This window comes from Alistipes sp. CAG:29, from assembly GCF_000435435.1.
Taxonomy (GTDB): Bacteria; Bacteroidota; Bacteroidia; order Bacteroidales; family Rikenellaceae; genus Alistipes; species Alistipes onderdonkii.
Map to the genome: position 1 here is coordinate 201730 of NZ_FR893507.1, position 5355 is coordinate 207084.

The following is a 5355-nucleotide window of genomic DNA, read 5'->3' on the forward strand; positions in this document are numbered from 1 at the left end:
CCCCCCCCGCCGGCGTTACCGGCAGTTCCACGGCGAAGAGGCCCTCCCCGCGCTGCTGGCCTACACGGGCGTCGTATTCAGGCATATCGCCCCGGAGCGATTCACCCCCGGGGATTTCGAATACGCACAGCAGCACCTCAACATCACGTCGTTCCTCTACGGGCTGCTCCGGCCGCTGGACGCAATCCGCCGCTACCGGCTGGAAGGGGACGCCGTATTGCCGGGGCACGACGACCAAACGATGTTCGGGTACTGGCAGGGACGGCTGACGGAGGCCTTCCTCGAAAAAATCCATGCCGACGACGGCATCCTGGTCAACCTCGCCAGCAGCGAGATGAAGCGCCTGTTCGACTGGAAACGCATCCGCCGCGAAGCGCGTATCATCACGCCCGAATTCCGCATCCGCGAAGGCGACCGTCTGAAAACCATCGTGGTCTACACGAAAATGTGCCGCGGGGAGATGACGCGCCACCTTATCAGAAACCGGATTACGGATCCGGAAATGCTCAAAGAATTCGAATGGGAAGGGTTCCGGTTCGATGCCGCGCTCAGCCGGGGCGACGACTGGACATTCACGATGTGACACGGATGCAGGGAACGGAGGAGCACCCCTTCGGCGGAGTGTCATTGCCCCTGGTCGACGAACAGAAGCCTGTCCGTCCGGTAACCGCGTCGTTCGGCCAGCCGCAGGATGCGGTTGAGCGTATGCGCGGGGAGTGTCGGCGTGCGTGACAGTACCCAGAGGTATTTTGCCGAACCGCCGCCGACCAATGCCCAATCGTAATCGCCGCCCAGCTCCATGACGTTGTAATCCGAATAAAAAACCCAGAAAAAAGAGACCCGCAAACGCCCCGGCACCTGTCCCGCACAGACTTTGCCCCGCGCACGTTTACAACGGCCCGAACGGTAATCCGTCCCGCTGTTGAACACCCCGATGCGACCGTCGGGCCTCAGTTCGTAGCGCGCCTGCACTCCGGCCAGCCCCCGTTCGAACGGATGGTCGTAGCGGGCGATCTCATACCAGGTGCCCATGTAGCGCGCCAGGTCGAACGACGGCACCGGAGTTCGGTCGGTACGGTCGGTGACACCGCCGTATACCACGCCGATGACAAGCAGCGCAGCGGCCAATAATACGATCGCGATTTTCACTCCCCAAACGGTTTTTAGGGAGCACGTAACAGATTTTATGCCGCAGCACGGCAAACAGGAGCGGAAACGGCAGTTTTATTCCCCCGCAGCGAGCAGCGCCCGCAGAATACCCTCCTCGTCGTAACCGCAGAGGGCGTAGAGCTGAGCCGGGGTTCCGTGCTCGACCCACTCGTCGCCGATGCCCAGCGAGTGCACGGCCACCTCGCAGCCGCGGGCATTGAAAAATGCCGTGACGGCCTCGCCGACGCCCCCGCGCAGGGAACCGTCCTCGACCGTGACCACATGGCGGAACTTGACACCGACCTCGGCCAGCAGGGCTTCGTCGAGCGGTTTGGCGAAGCGCAGGTCGTAATGCGCCACGCTCACACCCTTCGCCGCGGCGCGTTCCGCGGCACGGGCGGCAGCGTTGCCGACCGTCCCGACCGTCACCAGCGCCACGTCCGTACCTTCGCGAAGCCTCCGGCCCCGGCCGACGGGCAGCGCTTCGAAGGGAACGCCCCGCCACAGACGTCCCGCACCGTTGCCGCGCGGGTAGCGGATCATGAAGGGATGACCGTATTGCAGACCGGTATACATCATGTTGCGGAGTTCCAGTTCATCCATCGGCGCAGCGATCGTAAGTCCCGGCACGGCACCGAATGCAGCCATGTCGAAGACCCCGTGGTGGGTCACGCCGTCCTCGCCCACGATGCCGCCCCGGTCGAGGCACATCACCACGGGCAGATCCTGAATCGCGACGTCGTGGATCACATTGTCGTAAGCCCGCTGCATGAAAGACGAATAGATGTTGCAGAAAGGCACCATGCCCGCAGCGGCCATCCCCGCCGAGAAGGTCACGGCATGGCCCTCGGCGATACCCACGTCGAAGCAACGCGACGGCATGGCGTGCATGAGCATGTTCATCGAACAACCCGACGGCATGGCAGGCGTGACGCCCACGACCCGCGGGTCGAGCCCGGCCAGTTCGACGAGCGTCTCGCCGAAGACATCCTGGTAACGCGCCGCGGCGCCTGGCGAGGCGATCCGCTCGCCCGTATCGGGATTGAAACGTCCGGGGGCATGCCACGTGGACTGGTCGTGCTCGGCAGGCAGGTAGCCCTTGCCCTTCACGGTCATGACATGCAGCAACTTGGGCCCTTCGATGTCGCGCAATGCCCGAAGCGTGCGCACCAACTCCTTGAGGTTGTGGCCGTCGACGGGGCCGAAATAACGGAAATTGAAGCTCTCGAAGAGGTTGCTCTTGTTCAGCACCCCCTGTTTCACGGCGTTGCCCGCCTTTTGGCAGAGGCGCAGCAGGCGCGGCGTATGCGAAAGGATGCCCCACAACCGCTGCTTGAAACGGTTGTAATGCACCGACGTGGAGATTTTGAGCAGGTAGTTCTTCAATGCGCCGGTGGCCTGGTCGATGGCCATGTTGTTGTCATTGAGGATCACCAGGATATTGGTGCGTTTGCTGGCCCCGGCGTTGTTGAGCCCTTCGAACGCGAGGCCGCCGGTCATCGAACCGTCGCCGATGACGGCCACGACCTGGTGCCTCTCGCCCCGCATCTCGGCAGCCTTGGCCATGCCGAACGCCGCCGAAATCGACACCGAGGCATGCCCGCCCCCGAAAGCGTCGTAGGGGCTCTCCAACATGCGCGGGAAACCGCTGATGCCGCCCAGCAGGCGTTTGGTCTTGAACGCCTCGCGGCGCCCGGTGATAATCTTGTGGGCATAGGTCTGGTGCCCTACGTCCCAGACGATCTTGTCCGCGGGCGTATCGAAAACGTAGTGGAGTGCGGCGGCGAGTTCCACGCAGCCGAGGCTCGACGCCAGGTGCCCGGGATTTACCGAGCACTCGTCGATGATATAGCTGCGCAGCTCGTCGCAGTAGGTGCGCAGTTCCTCCGCCGAGAGTTGCTTGAGGTCGCGGGGGGAATTTATTTTTCGGAGTAATTTGTATTCATCCAACGTCATGGCAGCACAAAGATAGCGCAAGGAGAGCGACAAACCAAACTTGTTTGAGTTCGTCCGAACCGCAGCCTATCTAAAACGAGGTTAAAGATAGCACAAGCCGAGCAAAATGCCAAATTTATTCGGACATTGCCGAGGCGAAGCCTGTGTTCCGTAAAACAGCTCAGACCGGACATGGCGCCGGTTTTTTCCGGCATAGCCACCATACCGCCTATTTTCTGTAAAGATAGTCATTCTTGCGTTTTTTTCAATAAAAATTTTTATCTTCGCGTTACGGTAAACCCATCGTACAATGAAATACAAGCGAATACTACTGAAACTGAGCGGCGAATCGCTGCAAGGTTCGCAGAAATACGGGCTCTCCCCCGAAGTACTCCAGTCCTACGCCGAACAGATCAGGGCGGCAGCGGCCACAGGCGTCCAGATCGGCATCGTCATCGGCGGCGGCAACATTTTCCGCGGCCTCACGGGCGCAAAGAAAGGCTTCGACCGCGTGAAAGGCGACCAGATGGGCATGCTCGCCACGATCATCAACTCGCTGGCCCTGCAATCGGCCCTGGAGGACAACGGCGTGAAGGCCAAAGTCCTGACCTCGATCCGCATGGAGCCCATCGGCGAATACTACTCCAAGGCGCGTGCCATCGAATACCTCGAGGCGGGGTATGTGGTCATCATCGGCGGAGGCACGTCGAACCCCTATTTCACGACCGACTCGGCTTCGGCGCTGCGCGGCATTGAAATCGAGGCGGACGTGATGCTGAAGGGCACCCGCGTGGACGGCGTATACACGGCCGACCCCGAAAAAGACCCTGCGGCCGTCAAATTCGACGAAATAAGCTTCGAAGAGGTGCTCGACCGCCGGCTGAAAGTCATGGATCTCACGGCATTCACGCTCTGCCGCGAGAACGGATTGCAGATCATCGTCTTCGACATGGACACGCCGGGCAACCTCGGCAAGGTGCTTGCCGGGGAGAGGATCGGGACACTTGTAAAAAAATAAGGCTATGGCAACAAAAAAGAGCAACAAGCAGTTATGGATCATGCTGGCGCTGATCGCAGTGATCATCGCCGCAATCCTGTTACTGCCCTCGTGCGGCAGCCGCGGCGGCAAAGCCGCGGCGGATACCGAATCGACCACGCTGGTCAAGGCGGGCGACAAAGCCCCCGACTTCACCGTGGAGATGTTCGACGGCACAAAAACCTCCCTCGCAGAACTCAAAGGCAAAGTCGTGTTACTGAACTTTTGGGCCACCTGGTGCCCGCCCTGCCGGCAGGAACTGACCCGCGTGCAGAAGGACATCATCGACCGTTTCGCCGGCCGCAACTTCGTATTCCTGCCCATATCGCGCGGCGAAAAGCGGGAGGACGTGGCGGCGTTCCGCGAAAAGATGGGCTATACGTTCCCGATGGGCCTCGACCCCTCGCAGGCCATTTACGACCGTTATGCCTCGAATTATATCCCGCGGAATTTCCTGATCGGCGCCGATGGTAAAGTCATGCTGGCAACCGTGGGCTACGACGCCGAAGAGTTTGACGAAATGATCAAAACCATCGAAAAAACACTCGAATAATATGGATACCAAGACGATTCTCAACGATGCCTCCGGCCGTATGCAGAAGGCCATCGACCACCTCGAAGAGGAACTTTTGAACGTGCGCGCGGGAAAAGCGTCGCCCAATGCCCTGAACGGCGTAATGGTCGATTATTTCGGCTCGCAGGTGCCCATATCGGGCGCCGCCAGCGTCACCGTACCCGACGCCAAGACGATCCTGATCCAGCCGTGGGACAAGAACATGCTGCGTGCGATCGAAAAGGCCATCATCGACTCGAACATCGGGCTGACGCCCTCGAACAACGGCGAGCAGATCCGCCTGTCGATCCCGCCCCTGACCGAGGAGCGCCGCAAGGAGTTGGTGAAACAAATCCGCAACGAGGCCGAAACCGCCCGCATCAGCCTGCGCAATGCCCGCCGCGACGCGGTCGAGGCATTCAAGAAAGCCCAGAAAGAAGGTATGCCCGAGGATGAGTCGAAGGACGGCGAAGCACAGGCCCAGAAATTGCTGGAGAAATTCACCAAGACCCTCGACGAGGCGCTCCAGAAAAAGGAGAAGGAGATCATGACGGTATAAATCCGTCCGCCCCATAGTTAAAATCCGGCCAGCACAGTATGTTGGCCGGATTTTTTCATATCTTTGTCCGTTGTAACGATCCGCCTATGAAAAACATCCGCTTCGGGCTTTGCATCCCGGCAC

The 5355-nt window shown here is 60.3% G+C and carries 6 protein-coding genes; 4 read left to right on the forward strand and 2 right to left on the reverse strand.

Translation table 11 applies throughout. The features are described 5' to 3' along the window. A partial coding sequence (locus QVP03_RS13665; RefSeq protein WP_288210845.1) for a YaaA family protein occupies positions 1–583 on the forward strand: 583 nt, incomplete at its 5' end. A gap of 41 nt (positions 584–624) precedes the next feature. Here the strand turns inward: QVP03_RS13665 and QVP03_RS13670 are convergent. Together QVP03_RS13670 and dxs are read right to left on the reverse strand one after the other, a co-directional pair. Beyond that, positions 625–1149: a lipocalin family protein gene (locus tag QVP03_RS13670; protein WP_022333945.1), complete on the reverse strand. Its 525-nt coding sequence runs from the start codon at positions 1147–1149 to the stop codon at positions 625–627. 75 nt (positions 1150–1224) lie between these two features. Next, entirely contained in the window at positions 1225–3105 is a 1881-nt protein-coding gene (dxs, locus tag QVP03_RS13675; RefSeq protein WP_256166169.1) for a 1-deoxy-D-xylulose-5-phosphate synthase, read from the reverse strand. Between the two features lie 289 nt (positions 3106–3394). On the opposite strand from dxs, the gene pyrH reads away from it, so the two are divergent. From pyrH to frr, 3 genes are read left to right on the forward strand one after another with little or no spacing between them, the layout of a single operon-like run. Continuing rightward, a complete protein-coding gene (gene pyrH, locus QVP03_RS13680) occupies positions 3395–4102 on the forward strand; it encodes a UMP kinase (RefSeq protein ID WP_018696252.1) in 708 nt (235 codons plus the stop codon). Positions 4103–4106: 4 nt separating this feature from the next. Next, on the forward strand, positions 4107–4673 hold the full coding sequence (locus tag QVP03_RS13685; RefSeq protein ID WP_022333947.1) for a peroxiredoxin family protein: 567 nt from the start codon (positions 4107–4109) through the stop codon (positions 4671–4673). Position 4674: 1 nt separating this feature from the next. After that, positions 4675–5232, forward strand: coding sequence for a ribosome recycling factor (frr, locus tag QVP03_RS13690; RefSeq protein ID WP_022333948.1), 558 nt, complete (start codon positions 4675–4677; stop codon positions 5230–5232). The last annotated feature ends 123 nt before the right edge of the window (positions 5233–5355 follow it).

Bases quoted from the DNA above. Each gene is read 5' to 3' on its own strand.
- frr (WP_022333948.1), top strand. From the start codon at position 4,675: ATGGATACCAAGACGATTCTCAACGATGCCTCCGGCCGTATGCAGAAG.
- dxs (WP_256166169.1), bottom strand. From the start codon at position 3,105: ATGACGTTGGATGAATACAAATTACTCCGAAAAATAAATTCCCCCCGC.
- pyrH (WP_018696252.1), top strand. From the start codon at position 3,395: ATGAAATACAAGCGAATACTACTGAAACTGAGCGGCGAATCGCTGCAA.
- QVP03_RS13685 (WP_022333947.1), top strand. From the start codon at position 4,107: ATGGCAACAAAAAAGAGCAACAAGCAGTTATGGATCATGCTGGCGCTG.